Here is a 15,331-nt window from a genome sequence, read left to right as displayed (position 1 = left end):
AGATCTCCTCCCGAGTGCGCGCGGGCGCCCATCGCCGCGGGCGGAGTTCTCCGTGTCGGGCGGATGCTTCGGCCTCAGGTCTCCGCCCATCGGGGAGTTCTCCGCCCGACGCGCGGGGTCGAACCCGCAGATGCACAGCCGTTTCCGATCACGGGTGGATAACGTCGAGATCATGACCACCCTCCCCGTCGATGAGATCTCGATCCAGGAGACCAAGGCCCTGCGGGACCAGTTCCAGCGGTTCCTGCGCGAGTACGAATTCGGCATGCGCGAGGTCGAGACGAAGATCTCGATCCTGCGCGACGAGTTCACCCACGACCACGCGTACAACCCGATCGAGCACGTCAAGAGCCGGCTGAAGTCGCCCGACAGCATCGTCGAGAAGCTCGCGCGCAAGGGCATCGACGAGCCCGACTTCGAGCTCATCCGCTCCGAGATCACCGACATCGCAGGCGTGCGGGTCACGTGCAGCTTCGTCGCCGACGTCTACCGGCTGTTCGACCTGCTCACCGCGCAGGACGACATCACGGTGCGCGTCGTGAAGGACTACATCGCCACGCCCAAGTCCAACGGCTACAAGAGCCTGCACGCGATCATCGAGGTGCCGGTGTTCCTGTCGACCGGTGCGCTGTCGGTGCCGGTCGAGGTGCAGTTCCGCACGATCGCGATGGACTTCTGGGCCAGCCTCGAGCACAAGATCTACTACAAGTTCTCGAATCAGGTGCCCTCGCATCTCGTCGACAGCCTGAGCGATGCCGCCGAGGCCGCCGCCGAACTCGACACCCGCATGGAGCGGCTGCACCGCGAGGCGCACGGGGTGCCGAAGCGCCAGCTCGCGCCCCCGCCCCCGCCGCGCATCGTCGAGGTGTAGCCTCGGCGCCATCCGATCGGTCGTCCGCTCCGAAGAACCGGGGAGCACCGTCACCGGTGGACGAGGAGGGCATCATGGCCGATCGGCCTAGTGGAAAGCGGTTCATCGCGTGGGCGGCGCTCGCCGGCCTGATCAGCGGGGCGGTGTTCCTCGCCGTCGCCGAGCTGTTCGCGCTCCTCGTCGCACGCAACGCGAGTCCCGTTCTCGCGGTCGGCGGGTTCGTGATCGACATCGTGCCGCAGCCGTTCAAGGAGTTCGCGATCGCGACCTTCGGCGAGTACGACAAGATCGCCCTGCTCGCCGGACTCGGCCTCGCGGTGGTCATCGCCTCGGCCATCGCCGGCATCCTGCAGCTCGTTCGGGCGCCGCTCGGCGTGATCGCGCTCGGCATCGCCGGCGTGCTGTCGACCGCGGCGATCGTGACGCGCGCCGGCGTGACGCCCCTCGCCTTCCTGCCTCCCGTGCTCGGCACGGTCGCGGGTGCGTTCATCCTCGTCCTGCTGATCCGCCGACTGCGCCGCTGGCGCGAGGCCGCCCTGGCCCCGGCCGCGGCGAAGAAGCCCCCCGTCGACCCGTCGACGCCCCCGCTCACCAAGCCGTCGCCCACCGACCTCGCCACCGCCGACTCGAAGGTCGGCGTCAGCCGCCGCGGGTTCTTCGGCCTCGCCGCGATCGCCGGCATCTCGGCCGTCGTCGTCGGGGTGGCATCGCGCGCGGTGAGCATGACGGTCTCGTCGGTCGAGAGCATCCGCAAGGCCCTCAAGATCCCCGCTCCGGCCAGCACCGTCACCATCCCCGACGGCGCCGAGCTCGACGTGCCGGGGATCAGCCCGCTCTTCACCCCGAACAAGGACTTCTACCGGGTCGACACGGCGCTCACCGTTCCGACGATCGACCCCGACACCTGGCGCCTCGTGATCGACGGCATGGTCGACGAGCGGGTCGAGCTGAGCTTCCAGGATCTGCTCGGCATGGGGCTCGACGAGTACGTCATCACCCTGACCTGCGTGTCGAACGAGGTCGGCGGCGAACTGGTCGGGAACGCGAAGTGGCTCGGCGTACCGATCCGCGACGTGCTCGCGAAGGCCGGCGTGAAGTCCGGTGCCGACATGGTGCTCTCGCGCAGCGTCGACGGTTACACCGCCAGCACGCCGTTGGCGTCGCTGACCGACGACAACCTCGACGCGATCCTCGCCGTGGCGATGAACGGCGAGCCGCTGCCGCTCGAGCACGGCTTCCCCGTGCGCATGGTCGTGCCGGGCCTCTACGGATACGTCTCGGCGACCAAGTGGCTGACCGAGCTGAAGGTCACGACCTTCGCTGACGACGAGGCGTACTGGACCCCGCGCGGCTACAGCGCCGAGGCCCCGATCAAGTTCTCGTCGCGCGTCGACACCCCGAAGCTCGGCGAGGCGGTCGAGGCCGGACGCATCCCGATCGCCGGGGTCGCCTGGGCGCAGTCGGTGGGCATCGACCGGGTCGAGGTCAGCATCGACAACGGCGAATGGACGCCGGTGACGCTGTCGAAGGCCATCAACGACGACACCTGGGTGCAGTGGTTCATGGAATGGGATGCGACGCCGGGCACCCACTACGTGGCGGTGCGGGCGATCAACAAGAACGGCGACACGCAGATCGAGGAGCGCGCCCCGATCGCGCCGAACGGCTCGTCGGGCTGGCAGCGCTCGCTCGTACGGGTCAACTGACCTGTGCGGGTCGACCCGGCGCGTCCTAGGGTGGACGCATGACCTCGCCCTCCGCCTGTGTGATCACCGTGTCCGACCGATCGTTCGCGGGGGAGCGCGAGGATCGCGGCGGCCCCATCGCCGTCGGGCTGCTGCGTGAGGCGGGATGGCACTGCCCGGATGCCGAGATCATCGCCGACGGCGCCGACTCCGTCTCCGACGCTCTGCGACGCGCGCTGGCCCGCGGCGTGAAGCTGATCGTCACGACCGGCGGCACGGGGATCGCACCGCGCGACGAGACGCCCGAAGGCACCCGTCCGGTGATCACGCGCGAGCTTCCGGGGATCGCCGAGGAGCTGCGTCGTCAGGGTCTCGCCGACACCCCGAAGTCGGTGCTGTCGCGCGGCCTCGCCGGCGTCGTCGACCCGTTCGGCGCCCTCGTCGTGAACCTGCCCGGCTCCACGAATGCGGTCTCCGCCGGCGTCCCGATCGTGCTCACGGTCGCCGCGCACATCGTCGACCAGCTCGCCGGCGGGGACCACGGATGAACGACGTTCGCATCGCGCGCGTGATCGACGCGCCCCTCGATCTCGAGGCGCACCTCGCCGCGGTCGACGATCCCACGCTCGGTGCGGTCACCACGTTCATCGGGCGCGTGCGCGACAACGACCCGGATGCCGACACGCCGGTGGTGGGTCTGGAGTACAGCGCACACCCCGACGTCGAGGCCACGCTGCGCCGCATCGCCACGGAGGCCGAGGGCGAGAGCGGCGCGCTCGTCGCGGTCAGCCACCGCATCGGTCAGCTGGCCGTGGGAGACGCCGCCGTCGTCATCGCGGTGGCCTCCGCGCATCGGGCCGAGGCCTTCGCCGTCTGCCGCGAGCTCATCGAGGCGATCAAGCGCGACCTGCCCGTGTGGAAGCGCCAGCACGAGTCGGACGGCACCTCGTCGTGGAAGGGCATCGGGGGCTGACCCTGGCGTCTGCGCATCGAACGGGTCCCTGAGCTTGTCGAAGGGCCCCGCCACGGTAGAGGCGGGATCAGCCGCCCGCGAAGGGCGGTAGAACGTCGATGAGTTCGACCCCGTCGAGCGGACGGTCGTCGTCGGTGCGCACGCCGTCGACCATTACGGCGCAGCGCGGCAGGATGTCGGCGAGTGCCGGGTGGTCGGCGACGACCGCTACCCGCAGCTCGGCCAACGTGGGCTCGCGGCGCTCCTCGGCATCCGTTTCCGCGGCTTCGGCAGCGGCGGCGAAGTAGCGCACGCGGGTCATGCGGATGCCTCGCCCGGACGCACCCAGTCACCCGAGCGGCCGCCAGACTTGGCGGTGATGCGCACGTCTTCGATCACGACCGAGCGGTCGAGTCCCTTGACCATGTCGACGATCGCGAGTGCCGTGACCGAGACGGCGGTGAGCGCCTCCATCTCGACGCCGGTGCGGTCGGCGGTGCCGACGGTGGCCTCGATCTGCACGCCGTCGTCGACGATCTCGAGGTCGACGCTCGCCCGGTGCACGCCGATCACGTGGGCGAGGGGCAGCAGGGATGCCGTCGACTTCGCGGCCTGGATACCGGCGATGCGGGCGACGGCGATGACGTCACCCTTGGGGGCGGAGCCGTCACGCAGCGCGGCGACCACGTCGGCGCTGCAGCGCACGAACCCCCGGGCGGTGGCGGTGCGGACGGTCGGCTGCTTGAGGGTGACGTCGACCATGTGCGCGTGGCCGGCGGCATCCAGGTGGGTGAAGCTCATCCCACCAGCATGACATCGATCCGATCGCCGACGGCGACGGCCTCGACGTCGGCGGGCACGATCGCGAACGCCTGCGCTCGTGCGAGCCCGCCGGCCAGGTGCGATCCGGAGCCTCCCGCCGTCGCGGGACGCACGGTACCGGTGGCGAGGTCGACGACGGCCGGCAGATACTGGCGTCGCCCCGGCGGGGTGGTCCAGGCGGCATCCGCGGTCAGGGCTGCGAGCGGGCGGTGGATCGCCGCCCGACCCTGCATCGCCAGCAGCGCGGGCCGCACGAATGTCTCGAACGACACGGCCACGCTCACCGGGTTGCCGGGTAGGCCGAAGACGAGCGTTCCCGAGTCGAGCACGCCGAACGCCTGAGGCTTGCCGGGCTGCATCGCGACGCTCGCGAACTCGATCTCGCCGCCGCCGTCGAACGCCCCGCGCACGGGTTCGTAGGCTCCGGCACTCACACCGCCCGTGAAGACGATCACGTCGGCGTCGAGCGCGACCGCTTCGGCCGTGACCGCGCGGACGGCATCCGCCTCGTCGGGCACGCGGGCGACCAGCACGACCTCGGCATCCGCTCCGGCGACCAGCTGTTCGAGGAGCGGGCCGTTCGAGTCGGGGATCCGTCCCCGCACGACGGCGTCGCCGGGGGCGAGCAGCTCGCTGCCGGTCGACACCACGGCCACGCGCGGCGCTCGGGTCACGGCGGCCTCGGCGATCCCGGCGGCGACGGCCGCGGCGATCTGGAATGCGCCGAGTCGCTCGCCGGCGCGCACGACAGGATCGCCGGTGACGAGGTCGGCGCCCCGGCGTCGGATGAACGCGCCCGGTTGCGCCGGCGCGCGCAGCACCTGCACCTCGCCGAGCGAGTCGGCGAGACCCCCCGCGGTGTCTTCGAAGGGGACGATCGCGTCGGCGTCGGTCGGCGCCGGCGAACCGGTCATGATGCGGGCCGTCTCGCCGGGGCCGAGTGTCGGGTCATCCGAGACTCCGGCCGGCAGATCGGCGACGACGCGCAGGGTGACGGGGGCATCGGCGGATGCCGTCGCGACATCCGCGTACCGCACGGCGAAGCCGTCCATCGCGGAATTGTCGAAGAGGGGGATGTCGTGCGTGGCGGTGGCATCGGCGGCGAGGGTGCGGGCGGAGGCGTCGCGGATCGCGCGGGTCTCGGACGGCAGCCGACGCACCGCGTCGAGCACGCGGGCGAGCTGCTCCTCGACCGTGCGACGGCCCCCGGGCGCGGCGCTCATGCCGTGGCCTCCGTCGCGACGCGGACCGGCCCCGCGGGACGGATAGCGACCTCGTGCTGCCGGGCCGACAGGGCGTCGATCACGGCCAGGCGACCGAGCAGGGGGTCTCCGGCACCCGTGACGAGCTTCACGACCTCGCCCGCCAGCATCCCGCCGACCTGCACGCACAGCGCGCCGAGCACGCCGACCTGCGCGCAGCTGGGCGGTTCGCCCTCGGTGCCGATCGGGAACAGGTCGGCCAGCACGACGGCATCCGACGTGGGCGGATCCGACCAGAACACCGTCACCTGCGCGTGCCACTCCTGCACGGCTCCCCAGACGAGGGGAACGCCGAGGGCCTCGGATGCCGCGGCGACCGCCCGCCGCGTCTCGAAGGAGTCGCTCGTGTCGACGACGATGTCGGCATCGGCGAGCAGCCGCGCGGCGTTGCCGGGGTCGAGGCGCTCCGCCGCCTCGGTGACGACGGTCTGCGGCGCGAGCGCCCAGATCGCGCGCGCGGCGGATGCCGTCTTCGGTGTGCCGATGTCGTCGACGCGGTGCGCGAGCTGACGTTGCAGATTGGTGAGCTCGACCACGTCGTCGTCGATCACTGTGAGGGTGCCGATGCCGGCCGCAGCCAGCGCGAGCAGGGCGGGCGAGCCGAGGCCGCCGGCGCCGACGACCGCGACGTGCGCGGCGTTGAGGCGACGCTGACCCTCTTCGCCGATGCCGGCGAGCACGGCGTGACGCGCGGTGCGCACGAGCTCGGTCGGGTCGAGGGTCGGTGCGGGGGCGACGAGCGGGTTCATGGGTTCAGGGTATGCCGTGCGCCCGACGTTCCGGAGGGCCGTGAGGGGTCGAAACACGCCGCGACCGACCGCCCGCATGGGGCGTGTTCTGACCCCTCACGACCAGATCGGTCGAGCGAGAGAGGACGGGGGTCCGTCGTTACGGATTTTTACGCCCTGAAGCTCCGCATCTGCGGTAGATTCGAGCGCATGCAGACGTATCGGATCGCACGAGCCGCCCAGCTTCTCGGGGTCAGTGACGACACGGTGCGCCGCTGGATCGACCAGGGGATGCTGCCCGTGACCGACTCCACGCCCGCCGAGATCCCGGGCGACGCCCTCGCCGCTCGCGCCGTCGAGCTCGCCGACGAGGCGACCGCGCAGGGCGACTCCCTCTCGAGCGCCCGCAATCGCTTCGTCGGCATCGTCACGCGCGTGCAGATCGAGGGGCTGATGGCACAGGTCGACATCCAGGCCGGTCCTCACCGGGTCGTGTCGCTCATGTCGGCCGAGGCCGCGCGCGACCTGCGGCTCGAGGTCGGCTCACTCGCCACCGCTTCCGTCAAGGCGACCCAGGTCGTCATCGAGGTCCCGAAGGGGTGACCATGCGCCTCTTCCTGCGCCGCGCCACCACCGTCGGCATCGCCGCGCTCGCGCTGGCGCTCGCCGGGTGCGCGAGCGCGTCTCCGTCGGCATCCACGCCGTCCGCGACGAACGCCGCCGACACCCTCGACGGCGAGGTCTCCGTCTACGCCGCAGCCTCACTGGCGGGCGCTTTCGACGAGATCGCCGCGGCGTTCACGGCCGAGCACCCCGGCGTGACCGTCGTCCCGGTGTACGACGGCTCCTCGACCCTCGTGACCCAGATCCTCGAAGGCGCCCCGGCCGACGTCTTCGCCTCGGCCGACGAGGCCAACATGGACAAAGCGGGAGACGCCGCCGTCGACCCGGAGCTGTTCGCCTCGAACACCCTCGTGATCGCCGTTCCCGCCGGCAACCCGAAGAGCATCGCCGATCTCGCCGATCTCGCCGACGTCACGACGGTGCTGTGCGCCGCCGAGGTGCCGTGCGGCGCGGCATCCGCGAAGCTCCTCGACGCCGCCGGAGTCTCGATCGAGGCCGCGAGCCTCGAGCAGAACGTGACGGCGGTGCTCACGAAGGTCGAGACCGGTGAAGCCGACGCCGGGCTCGTCTACGCCACCGACGTGATCGGCCGCGACGACGTCGAGGGCGTCGTGCCCGAGAACGCCGACGACGTCGTCAACCACTATCCGATCGGCGCTCTCGCCGATGCGCCGAACCCGGATGCCGCGCAGGCCTTCGTCGCCTTCGTGCTGTCGGATGCCGGACAGGCCATCCTCGCGGACTTCGGATTCGGGAAGCCGTGAGCACGAGCCGCGTGCCGGGGTACGCTCCGCGCGCGCTCGCGATCCCCGCGACGATCGGGCTCGTCTTCCTGCTGCTGCCGCTGATCGCTCTGATCTCGCGGGTCGAGTGGGCGACGTTCCTCGACGACGTGACGTCGGATGCCGCGCGCTCCGCGCTCGGTCTCTCGCTCGGCACCGGACTCGTCGCGACGCTGCTCTGCATCGTCGTCGGGGTGCCGCTCGCCCTGCTCATCGCACGCTCGGGCCCCCGCGTCGCGGCGGTGCTGCGCGCCGTCGTGACCGTGCCGCTGGTACTCCCGCCGATGGTGGGCGGTGTCGCCCTGCTCTATCTCTTCGGGCGCGCGGGATGGCTCGGCGGTCTCGGGCTGTCGTTCAGCACCCCCGCGGTCGTGCTGGCGCAGTCGTTCGTCGCCCTGCCGTTCCTCGTGCTCGCCGTCGAGGGGGCCGTCCGCGCCGCAGGCGTCGATCACGAGCGCACCGCCGCCGCGCTGGGAGCCGGACGCTGGACGATCCTGCGTCGCATCACCCTTCCCCTCGCGGCACCCGGGATCGTCGCCGGCGTCGTGCTGTGCTTCGCCCGGGCGATCGGTGAGTTCGGGGCGACCGCGCTGTTCGCGGGCAACCGGCCGGGGGTCACGCAGACCATGCCTCTGGCGATCTACACCGCGTTCAACGGTGCGGGCGTCTCGCAGGGAGCGGCGGTCGCCCTCGCACTGCTGCTGCTCGCCACCGCGATCGCGGTGCTTCTGCTCGTGCGGGGCTGGCGGCCGGGGGCAGCGCGATGACGGCGCTGCGGGCCCGGGTGGTCGTCGAACGCGAGCACTTCGCGGTCGACGTCTCCGTCGAGGTCGCCGCTGGCGAGACCGTCGCGGTGATGGGGCCGAGCGGTGCGGGCAAGTCGACGCTGCTGCAGGCACTCGCCGGGCTCGTGCCGCTCGGCGGCGGCGAGATCTCCGTCGGTGAGCGGGTCGTCGACCGCGCGGTCGCACCCCGGGTGCAGGTCGCCCCCATGCACCGCGGAATCGTGCTGCTCGGACAGGACGCCCGCCTCTTCCCGCACCTCTCCGTGCGCGAGAACGTCGCCTTCGGCCCGCGGTCGGCCGGCGTCCCGGCGCGCAGGGCCCGGGCATCCGCCGATGCCTGGCTGGAACGAGTCGGCCTCCCCGGCGCCGGCGATCGGATGCCGCACGAGCTGTCGGGCGGCGAGAGCCAGCGCGTCGCGGTCGCTCGCGCGCTCGCCGCCTCGCCCCAGGCGGTGCTGCTCGACGAACCACTCGTCGCCCTCGATCCCGACACGGCGGGCGGCATCCGTCGCATGCTGCGCGAGCAACTCGCCGACGTCACGACCGTCGCCGTCACACACGATGCCGCCGATGCGGTGGCGCTCGCCGATCGCCTGCTCGTCATCGAGGCGGGGCGGGTCACGCAGAGCGGACCGGTGCGGGAGGTGCTGGGCGAGCCTGCGTCGGACTTCGTCGCCAGCATCGGCGGGGTGAACCGTCTCGTCGGTGTGGCTTCGGGCGGTGCGTGGGTGCGTGGCGATCTGCGGCTGACGAGTGCGGATGCCGCGTCGCGGGCGCTCGCCGCGGTCGACGGCGTGCCGTTGGCCGCGGTGTTCCGCCCGGAGGATGTGCGGGTGGTCGGGGCGTCGAATGCTGATGCCTGGGCGCTGGCGATCACCGATCTCGAGCAGACGCTCACCGGAGTGCGCGTGCGAACCGGTCTCGGGGTCGTCGACGTGCCGCTCGCGGAGGCCGGCGGGCTCGTCGTCGGGAGCACGATGCGGGTGCGGATCGACCCGGCCGCCGTGCGATTCGTGACCGTCGACTGAGTCGGTCACGGCATCCGTCCTGCGGCATCGTCCCCTGTCCTCCGTGCGGCCTGGCAATCACCCGCCGATCCCCCGCGCGCCCGCCCCGACCGGTATTCCAGCGGCTATTCTCGGAGGATGACGGGGATCGAGGGGGAGCGATGACGGCCGTACCGGTCGTGATCGGCCGACGAGCGCCCGATGCCCTGCCCCGCGAACGCGCGGAGATCGACCCGCGCGGACTCGTCGACACCCACGGCCGCGTGCACCGCGACCTGCGCATCTCGCTCACCGACCGCTGCTCGCTGCGCTGCACCTACTGCATGCCCGAGCAGGGCAACGAGTGGCTGGCGCGCACCAGCATCCTCTCGACCGACGAGATCGTCGAAGTCGGCGAGGTCGCCGCGGCCCTCGGCATCCGCACCTTCCGTCTCACCGGGGGCGAACCGCTCCTCCGGCCCGACATCGTCGACGTCGTGCGACGCATCTCGCGCATCCAGGGCGAGGACGGGCCGGTCGAGGTCGCGATGACGACCAACGGCATCAGCCTGGCCCAGAAGCTCCCCGCACTCATCGACGCGGGTCTCACGCGCCTGAACATCAGCATCGACACGATCGACCGGCAGAAGTTCGCCGATCTCACCCGGCGCGACCGGCTCGACGACGTGTTCGAGGGGATCGCTGCCGCTGCGGCATCCGGCCTGCGTCCTCTCAAGCTCAACGCCGTCGCCATGCGCGGGGTGAACGACGACGAACTCGCCGATCTCGTGGCCTTCGCGATGGAGGTCGGCGCGCAACTGCGCTTCATCGAGCAGATGCCGCTCGATGCGGGGCACACCTGGGATCGCGCGACGATGGTCACGCGCGAGGAGATCCTCGAAGCCCTCGGCGAGCGGTGGTCGCTGGAGCCCGTGCCCGGCCGCGGGGGAGCGCCCGCCGAGAAGTGGCGTATCGACGGCGGACCGCACGAGGTCGGTGTGATCGCCTCGGTCACCGCCCCGTTCTGCGGTGCGTGCGACCGCCTGCGGCTCACGGCCGACGGGCAGCTGCGCAACTGCCTCTTCTCGAACGACGAGTACGACCTCACGACGCTGCTGCGGGGCGAAGCATCCGTTCCCGGTCAGCGCGACGACGAGATCGCCGACCTGCTCCGGTCCTGCATCCTCGGAAAGCTGCCCGGTCATGCGATCGACGACCCGTCGTTCCTGCAGCCCGCGCGTGGGATGAACGCGATCGGCGGCTGAGCGTGCAGCAGTGGGTCGACTCCGCGCCCGGTCGCGAGTGGGCGGCGGCGGAATCCGCGCGAAGGAGGCGGCGGATGCTGTGGACGGTGGGCATCGGCGTGCTGGTCATTGCGGCGCTGATCTACGCGGGGCGGGTGGCGTGGCTCTCGATGATGGCGACCGAGGGCGATGTGCCTCCGGCATCCGCGCTTCCGCTCCCGGACGACGCGGAGATTCTCGGCGAGAACATCGGCTGTGGCAGCGGCGGATGCTCGATCACGTTCACGGTTCGTCCGCCGGCCGACCAGACACCCGAGGCGCTCGCCGAGGAGATGGGGGCGACCCCGCAACTGGCGATCCCCGGGAACTTCTTCGACCCGCGCACCGTCTGGGTCTCAGCGCGACCGGCAGGAGCGACCCTCAACCTCGTCGTCGACTACTGGTCGACGCCGTGGGTTCCCTGACCCGGGATCAGAAGAACAGCATCGCCTGTCCGAACAGTTCGTACACCGAGCGATTATGCGCAGGGTCGACCGTTGCCCGCTCGAGCCCTGTGGATAAGGAGCGCGCGGTTCATAACTCCTCAATGAACGGGCGTTCCGAGCGGTTTCGGGGCCGGAGTGGCCGTGCGCCGACGATTTCTCCGGAGTTGTGCGCGGGATGGGTGGCACTAACTCAGGACAAACGGGCTGAATCGTGCCGAAACGGTGGCCGCAAAGGGTGATCCGTCCCGTTCTTCCTGAGTTAGTGCACGCCCCGCCCCGGCGTCAGTCGAGGAACTCGCGCGCGGCGGCCGACATCGCCGTGACCCCGACCTCGATGGTCGGGTGGATGACCGGTGCGAAGTACGGCGAGTGGTTGGTGGGGATGTCCTTGTCGAGCGTGCCACCCGCCATCGCGGCCGCGAACGTCGCCGGGTCGACGCCGCCCCAGAACCAGAACACGAGGGGCGCGCCGGTGTCGCGGGCGAACCACGAGACGTCCTCGCTGCCGGTGAACATGCCGGGGTCGACGACGGATGCCTCGCCCAGTGCGCCCTGGATCGCCCGGGTGACGCGGGCCGTGGCATCCGCATCGTTGATCGTGGGCGGCAGGGTGTGATCGGTGCGGATCTCGGGCTCGCGCTCGGCTCCGGATGCCGCGGCCTCGGCGCGCACGATCCGCTCGACGCTGGCGAGCACCCGGTCGCGCATCTCGTCGTTCGGGTAGCGCAGGCTGAGCTCGAGCTTCGCCTCGGCGGGGATGATGTTGTTCTTGAGTCCGGCGTGGATGGAGCCCACGGTCACGACGGCGACGTCGCGCGGGTCGACCTCGCGGGAAGCGATGGTCTGCAGACGCATGACGGTCGCGGCGGCCATCACGATCGGGTCGATCGTCGAGTGCGGGCGCGAGCCGTGACCACCGCGGCCGTGCAGGGTGACGGTGAGGCCGTCGGATGCCGCCATCTGGGTTCCGGGGCGCACGCCGATCGTGCCGGCGGGGAGCGGGGTGACGTGCTGGCCGAGCACGATGTCGGGTTTCGGGGCGATGTCGAGCAGGCCGCCGTCGAGCATCGCGCGGGATCCGGCGCCGTACTCCTCGGCCGGCTGGATGAGCACGACGAGCGTGCCCGACCACTCGGCACGATCGGCCACGAGCTTCTCGACGGCACCGATCATCGCGGTCACGTGCATGTCGTGTCCGCAGGCGTGCATGACCGGCACCGTGTTGCCGGCGGGGTCGATGCCCGTGGCGGTGCTGGCGTACGCGAGGCCGGTCTGCTCACCGACGGGCAGGGCGTCCATGTCGGCGCGCACCCACACGACGGGCCCGTCGCCGTTGGTCAGGATGCCGACCACACCTGTCACTCCGACACCCTCGTGCACCTCGAGGCCGAGGTCGCGCAGATGGCCGGCGGCGATGCCGGCGGTGCGCGTCTCCTGGAAGGAGAGCTCGGGGTGCTGGTGGAGGTCGACGTAGAGCGCTTCGAGATCGATCGTCATGGCCCGAGCCTATCCGGCGGCGAGCGGGTCGCGCCTTGTGCACCGATCGGTGCACAATGTCGGGAATGAGCGTCGAGAACCGGCGTTTCGCACCGATCGGTGCACGGGTCAGGCGCCGGCGACGTAGGTCTCGAGGGTGGGGCCGGGGTGCAGCACGGCCGTGACGATCGCCTGGATCGCGAAGGCGCTGGTCTCGCCGAGCTCGATGAGGTCGGGGTGCAGCAACCATTGCAGCTGGAGGCCGTCCATGACGGCGAGGATGCTGGCGGATGCCGCGGCGATCGTGTCGGGCGCGGTGACGCCCTCCTGCGTGCAGAGCTCGTGGAACGCGGCGGTCACCTCGCGACGGAGAGTCGTGTAGCGCTCCTCGAAGTACTCGCGTCCGGGGTGGTGGTCGGTGACCGACTCCGACGAGAGCACGGTGTACGCCTGCACGATGCCGGGGCGCAGCTCGTTGGCGAACGCGGTGCGCACCAGGTGCAGGAACAGCTCGGGTCCGTCGGGGATGTGCTTCTCGGCGAGGTCGGCCACGTCGGCCTGATCGCGGTAGGCGAGCACTTCGAGCAGCAGCTTCTGCTTCGAGCCGAAGTGGTGCAGCACACCGGCGTGGGTCATGCCCACCTGTTCGGCGACGTCGGCGAGGGTGCCGTTGGTCGATCCCTTGTTGCCGAAGATCTCGACCGCCGCCTGCAGGATCTGCTCGCGCTTGGCGCGGGTCGCCGGGCGCGCCGACTTCGCACTGGTGCCGCTCATGTCGCCCCGCTCGTCGTCCGGTCTGAGACTTGCCATCTTACTCACCAGTAGGTAACCTCACGAAAGCTTACTTTCTCGCCAGTAAGCAAATCACGAGGCCGTCGATCGACCGACCGCTCGACGGCGACGCAGCACAATGACCCGTGCCCCCAAGGAGAAGCAATGAAGCTCAGAAGGTCCTTGATCGCCCTCGCGGCGGTCACCGCGCTCGGCACCACCGCGCTCGCCGGATGCTCGTCCGGTGGATCGTCGGATGCCGGTGAGGGCACCGGCTCCGCCGCCCTCACGATCGCCAAGCCGGACGGTGCGATCACCACCGAGTCGAACAACCCCTACGTCGGCGACTCCGCCGCCTCGAAGTACGGGTACGGCAAGGTCATCTTCGAGACCCTCGGGCTCGTGAACCAGACCGGTGACCGCGGCGTCACCCCGTGGCTCGCCGAGAGCATCGAGTGGAACGACGACTACACGCAGCTCACCGTCGTGCCCCGCGAGGGCGTCACCTGGAGCGACGGCGAGCCCTTCACCGCCGACGACATCGTCTTCACCTACGAGCTCGTCTCGACGCCCGCGCTCGACACCGCCGGACTGAAGTTCGAGGGCGCGACCGTCGACGGCGACGCCGTCACCCTGACCTTCGGCGAGTCGAAGTACGTCAACCAGGCACGCGTGCTGCACGTGCCGATCGTGCCGAAGCACATCTGGGAGAACCTCGACGAGCCCGCCACCGATCCGGTGCTCGGCGACGACCTCGTCGGCACCGGCCCGTACACGATGTCGAACTGGTCGACCGAGTCGGTCACGCTCGAGGCGCGCGACGACTACTGGGGTGGCGACCTCGCCGTGCCCGAGCTGCACTACGTCTCCTACGGCGACAACACGGCTCTGACCACCGCTCTCGCACAGGGAGAGGCTGACTGGGCGCAGGCGTTCATCCCGCAGATCCGGCAGCAGTTCCTCGACGTCGACCCCGAGCACAACGAGTACTTCGTCGCTCCGACCACCGGCTCGGCGACGCTCTTCATGAACCTGCACGAGAAGCCCTTCGACGACCCGGCCTTCCGCCAGGCGCTCGCCTGGGTGATCGATCGCGACGCCTACGTCGACATCGCCCGCGAGGGTGCAAGCGAGGCGGTGTGGTCGGTGACGGGTCTGTCGTCGATCCTCGAAGACGAGATCCAGCCCGAGTTCGCCGGCCAGAACTACGAGGTGGATGCCGAGAAGGCACGCGACCTTCTGGAAGGCGCGGGCTACACCTGGAAGGGCGACGCGCTCGTCGACCCCGACGGCACGCCCGTCTCGTTCACGCTCTCGGTGCCCTCGGGCTGGAGCGACTGGAACACCGCGCAGGAGCTCATCGCCGAAGACGTCAAGGAGTCCATCGGCGCCGAGGTCAAGATCGACATGCCCGACTGGGGCGGCTGGGCCGGCCCCCGCGATGACGGTTCGTTCTCGGCGATCATCCACTGGCTCGAGGACAGCGGCACGGCCTACGGCCTGTACACCTCGACCATGGATCCGCGCTGGATCTCGCCGGAGGGCGTCGCCGGCTTCAACTTCGGCCGCTTCGAGGACCCCGCCGCGACCGAGGCGCTGAACACCTACGCGAACGCGTCGTCCGACGAGGAGCGCACCGCATCGCTCGACACCCTGCAGAAGATCTTCGTCGAGCAGGTGCCGGCGATCCCGCTCGGTGCCCACCCGCTGCTCGGCCAGTTCAACACTCGCAACTACGTCGGCTGGCCGTCGGAGGACGACCCCTACGCCACCGGAGATCCGACGCAGCAGAACATCGTGATGATCCTCACGAAGCTCAAGCCGGCCGAGTAACCCGCGACGAGGAGGCCGGGTACGC

17 protein-coding genes are annotated in these 15,331 nt (G+C 70.8%); 11 read left to right on the top strand and 6 right to left on the bottom strand.

The window, feature by feature from the left end; translation table 11 throughout:
- Nucleotides 1-172: 172 nt before the first annotated feature.
- The 4 genes from ACIPVN_RS08420 to ACIPVN_RS08405 all read left to right on the top strand — a co-directional run bounded on the left by ACIPVN_RS08420 (nucleotide 173) and on the right by ACIPVN_RS08405 (nucleotide 3,529).
- Nucleotides 173-871 carry a GTP pyrophosphokinase family protein gene (locus tag ACIPVN_RS08420; protein WP_400442003.1) on the top strand — a complete coding sequence of 233 codons (699 nt, stop codon included), beginning with the start codon at nucleotides 173-175 and terminating at the stop codon, nucleotides 869-871.
- A 74-nt stretch (nucleotides 872-945) separates the two neighbouring features.
- Nucleotides 946-2,577, top strand: a complete 1,632-nt coding sequence (locus ACIPVN_RS08415; RefSeq protein ID WP_400442001.1) for a molybdopterin-dependent oxidoreductase — start codon at nucleotides 946-948, stop codon at nucleotides 2,575-2,577.
- Nucleotides 2,578-2,615: 38 nt separating this feature from the next.
- Nucleotides 2,616-3,104: a molybdenum cofactor biosynthesis protein B gene (locus ACIPVN_RS08410; RefSeq protein WP_400442000.1), complete on the top strand. Its 489-nt coding sequence runs from the start codon at nucleotides 2,616-2,618 to the stop codon at nucleotides 3,102-3,104.
- Complete coding sequence (locus ACIPVN_RS08405) at nucleotides 3,101-3,529, top strand: molybdenum cofactor biosynthesis protein MoaE (RefSeq protein ID WP_400441998.1); 429 nt, start codon at nucleotides 3,101-3,103, stop codon at nucleotides 3,527-3,529. The genes ACIPVN_RS08410 and ACIPVN_RS08405 overlap by 4 nt, the downstream gene beginning before the upstream one ends.
- Before the next feature lie 67 nt (nucleotides 3,530-3,596).
- Here ACIPVN_RS08405 and ACIPVN_RS08400 read toward each other — a convergent pair whose 3' ends face one another.
- From ACIPVN_RS08400 to ACIPVN_RS08385, 4 genes are read right to left on the bottom strand one after another with little or no spacing between them, the layout of a single operon-like run.
- Nucleotides 3,597-3,830, bottom strand: coding sequence for a MoaD/ThiS family protein (locus tag ACIPVN_RS08400; protein ID WP_400441996.1), 234 nt, complete (start codon nucleotides 3,828-3,830; stop codon nucleotides 3,597-3,599).
- Nucleotides 3,827-4,309, bottom strand: a complete 483-nt coding sequence (moaC, locus tag ACIPVN_RS08395) for a cyclic pyranopterin monophosphate synthase MoaC (RefSeq protein ID WP_400441995.1) — start codon at nucleotides 4,307-4,309, stop codon at nucleotides 3,827-3,829. Before moaC ends, ACIPVN_RS08400 begins: the two co-directional genes overlap by 4 nt.
- The gene (glp, locus tag ACIPVN_RS08390; protein ID WP_400441992.1) at nucleotides 4,306-5,553 is read right to left on the bottom strand and encodes a gephyrin-like molybdotransferase Glp; all 1,248 of its coding nucleotides are present in this window, start codon (nucleotides 5,551-5,553) and stop codon (nucleotides 4,306-4,308) included. Before glp ends, moaC begins: the two co-directional genes overlap by 4 nt.
- On the bottom strand, nucleotides 5,550-6,341 hold the full coding sequence (locus tag ACIPVN_RS08385; RefSeq protein ID WP_400441989.1) for a HesA/MoeB/ThiF family protein: 792 nt from the start codon (nucleotides 6,339-6,341) through the stop codon (nucleotides 5,550-5,552). The genes glp and ACIPVN_RS08385 overlap by 4 nt, the downstream gene beginning before the upstream one ends.
- 189 nt (nucleotides 6,342-6,530) lie before the next feature.
- Between ACIPVN_RS08385 and ACIPVN_RS08380 the strand changes: the two genes are divergently transcribed.
- The 6 genes from ACIPVN_RS08380 (at nucleotide 6,531) to ACIPVN_RS08355 (ending at nucleotide 11,205) form a co-directional block, all read left to right on the top strand.
- Nucleotides 6,531-6,923, top strand: a complete 393-nt coding sequence (locus ACIPVN_RS08380) for a molybdopterin-binding protein (protein ID WP_400441986.1) — start codon at nucleotides 6,531-6,533, stop codon at nucleotides 6,921-6,923.
- A gap of 2 nt (nucleotides 6,924-6,925) precedes the next feature.
- On the top strand, nucleotides 6,926-7,708 hold the full coding sequence (gene modA / locus ACIPVN_RS08375) for a molybdate ABC transporter substrate-binding protein (protein WP_400443336.1): 783 nt from the start codon (nucleotides 6,926-6,928) through the stop codon (nucleotides 7,706-7,708).
- Nucleotides 7,705-8,493: a molybdate ABC transporter permease subunit gene (gene modB / locus ACIPVN_RS08370; protein WP_400441983.1), complete on the top strand. Its 789-nt coding sequence runs from the start codon at nucleotides 7,705-7,707 to the stop codon at nucleotides 8,491-8,493. Before modA ends, modB begins: the two co-directional genes overlap by 4 nt.
- Nucleotides 8,490-9,539 (top strand): ABC transporter ATP-binding protein, encoded by a 1,050-nt coding sequence (locus ACIPVN_RS08365; protein WP_400441980.1) that lies wholly within the window; start codon nucleotides 8,490-8,492, stop codon nucleotides 9,537-9,539. Before modB ends, ACIPVN_RS08365 begins: the two co-directional genes overlap by 4 nt.
- Nucleotides 9,540-9,679: 140 nt before the next feature.
- On the top strand, nucleotides 9,680-10,762 hold the full coding sequence (gene moaA / locus ACIPVN_RS08360; RefSeq protein WP_400441977.1) for a GTP 3',8-cyclase MoaA: 1,083 nt from the start codon (nucleotides 9,680-9,682) through the stop codon (nucleotides 10,760-10,762).
- Nucleotides 10,763-10,836: 74 nt separating this feature from the next.
- Nucleotides 10,837-11,205 carry a hypothetical protein gene (locus tag ACIPVN_RS08355; protein WP_400441976.1) on the top strand — a complete coding sequence of 123 codons (369 nt, stop codon included), beginning with the start codon at nucleotides 10,837-10,839 and terminating at the stop codon, nucleotides 11,203-11,205.
- A gap of 303 nt (nucleotides 11,206-11,508) precedes the next feature.
- On the opposite strand, the gene ACIPVN_RS08350 is transcribed toward ACIPVN_RS08355, so the two are convergent.
- The gene (locus tag ACIPVN_RS08350) at nucleotides 11,509-12,723 is read right to left on the bottom strand and encodes an amidohydrolase (protein WP_400441974.1); all 1,215 of its coding nucleotides are present in this window, start codon (nucleotides 12,721-12,723) and stop codon (nucleotides 11,509-11,511) included.
- A 108-nt stretch (nucleotides 12,724-12,831) separates the two neighbouring features.
- Nucleotides 12,832-13,512, bottom strand: a complete 681-nt coding sequence (locus ACIPVN_RS08345; RefSeq protein WP_400441971.1) for a TetR/AcrR family transcriptional regulator — start codon at nucleotides 13,510-13,512, stop codon at nucleotides 12,832-12,834.
- Nucleotides 13,513-13,638: 126 nt separating this feature from the next.
- Here ACIPVN_RS08345 and ACIPVN_RS08340 point away from each other — a divergent pair, with 126 nt between their 5' ends.
- Nucleotides 13,639-15,306, top strand: a complete 1,668-nt coding sequence (locus ACIPVN_RS08340) for an ABC transporter substrate-binding protein (RefSeq protein WP_400441968.1) — start codon at nucleotides 13,639-13,641, stop codon at nucleotides 15,304-15,306.
- The last annotated feature ends 25 nt before the right edge of the window (nucleotides 15,307-15,331 follow it).

This window comes from Microbacterium sp. NPDC090003, assembly GCF_044748385.1.
Taxonomy (GTDB): Bacteria; Actinomycetota; Actinomycetes; order Actinomycetales; family Microbacteriaceae; genus Microbacterium.
The sequence above is the reverse complement of the archived record's forward strand: the minus strand, read 5'-3'. Positions and strand labels throughout refer to the sequence as shown.

Bases quoted from the DNA above. Each gene is read 5' to 3' on its own strand.
- ACIPVN_RS08420 (WP_400442003.1), top strand. From the start codon at position 173: ATGACCACCCTCCCCGTCGATGAGATCTCGATCCAGGAGACCAAGGCC.
- ACIPVN_RS08415 (WP_400442001.1), top strand. From the start codon at position 946: ATGGCCGATCGGCCTAGTGGAAAGCGGTTCATCGCGTGGGCGGCGCTC.
- ACIPVN_RS08410 (WP_400442000.1), top strand. From the start codon at position 2,616: ATGACCTCGCCCTCCGCCTGTGTGATCACCGTGTCCGACCGATCGTTC.
- ACIPVN_RS08405 (WP_400441998.1), top strand. From the start codon at position 3,101: ATGAACGACGTTCGCATCGCGCGCGTGATCGACGCGCCCCTCGATCTC.
- ACIPVN_RS08400 (WP_400441996.1), bottom strand. From the start codon at position 3,830: ATGACCCGCGTGCGCTACTTCGCCGCCGCTGCCGAAGCCGCGGAAACG.
- moaC (WP_400441995.1), bottom strand. From the start codon at position 4,309: ATGAGCTTCACCCACCTGGATGCCGCCGGCCACGCGCACATGGTCGAC.
- glp (WP_400441992.1), bottom strand. From the start codon at position 5,553: ATGAGCGCCGCGCCCGGGGGCCGTCGCACGGTCGAGGAGCAGCTCGCC.
- ACIPVN_RS08385 (WP_400441989.1), bottom strand. From the start codon at position 6,341: ATGAACCCGCTCGTCGCCCCCGCACCGACCCTCGACCCGACCGAGCTC.
- ACIPVN_RS08380 (WP_400441986.1), top strand. From the start codon at position 6,531: ATGCAGACGTATCGGATCGCACGAGCCGCCCAGCTTCTCGGGGTCAGT.
- modA (WP_400443336.1), top strand. From the start codon at position 6,926: ATGCGCCTCTTCCTGCGCCGCGCCACCACCGTCGGCATCGCCGCGCTC.
- ACIPVN_RS08365 (WP_400441980.1), top strand. From the start codon at position 8,490: ATGACGGCGCTGCGGGCCCGGGTGGTCGTCGAACGCGAGCACTTCGCG.
- moaA (WP_400441977.1), top strand. From the start codon at position 9,680: ATGACGGCCGTACCGGTCGTGATCGGCCGACGAGCGCCCGATGCCCTG.
- ACIPVN_RS08355 (WP_400441976.1), top strand. From the start codon at position 10,837: ATGCTGTGGACGGTGGGCATCGGCGTGCTGGTCATTGCGGCGCTGATC.
- ACIPVN_RS08350 (WP_400441974.1), bottom strand. From the start codon at position 12,723: ATGACGATCGATCTCGAAGCGCTCTACGTCGACCTCCACCAGCACCCC.
- ACIPVN_RS08345 (WP_400441971.1), bottom strand. From the start codon at position 13,512: ATGGCAAGTCTCAGACCGGACGACGAGCGGGGCGACATGAGCGGCACC.
- ACIPVN_RS08340 (WP_400441968.1), top strand. From the start codon at position 13,639: ATGAAGCTCAGAAGGTCCTTGATCGCCCTCGCGGCGGTCACCGCGCTC.